The 422-nt window shown below is 37.7% G+C and carries 1 protein-coding gene; it reads left to right on the forward strand.

Annotated features, from left to right (window positions below):
• Positions 1-322: hypothetical protein (locus D7X99_RS43335; RefSeq protein ID WP_199756444.1), on the forward strand; the 322-nt coding region annotated here is incomplete at its 5' end.
• Positions 323-422: the final 100 nt, after the last annotated feature.

The raw sequence follows: 422 nt of genomic DNA on the forward strand, positions 1-422 counted from the left end.
GGTTAAAGGATTCAAAGCTTTTGTAGAGAAATTCTTGGTGTTTCAGGATCCACAGAAATATGATAAAGTTTCGGTAAGGTTTGATAATCAGATTGTCACGACACTTAATCCCCATTTTAAGGAAAACGACAGCATTATCGCTGCCAGAAAAAAAGAATTTGAAAAAACGCCGGAAATAATAAAGAAAAAAGCACTGGCACAAGCCACTGCAAACAATGCTGTGAAGCCGGAAGAAAAGAAAACCCAGACCAAACCGAAAGAGAAACCCAAGGTCACGGAAAAGAAAAATGAAGAAAACAAAAACACAGATAAAAAGAATTAATTAAATCAAATCGACATAAACAAATGGAAAATCAAGAGTATTCAGTAGGACTAGACATTGGGACAACCAAGATTGTCGCCATTGTTGGCCGCCGCAACGC

Origin of the sequence: Corallococcus sp. AB032C (assembly GCF_003668935.1) — a bacterium.
GTDB classification, from domain to species: domain Bacteria; phylum Myxococcota; class Myxococcia; order Myxococcales; family Myxococcaceae; genus Corallococcus; species Corallococcus exiguus.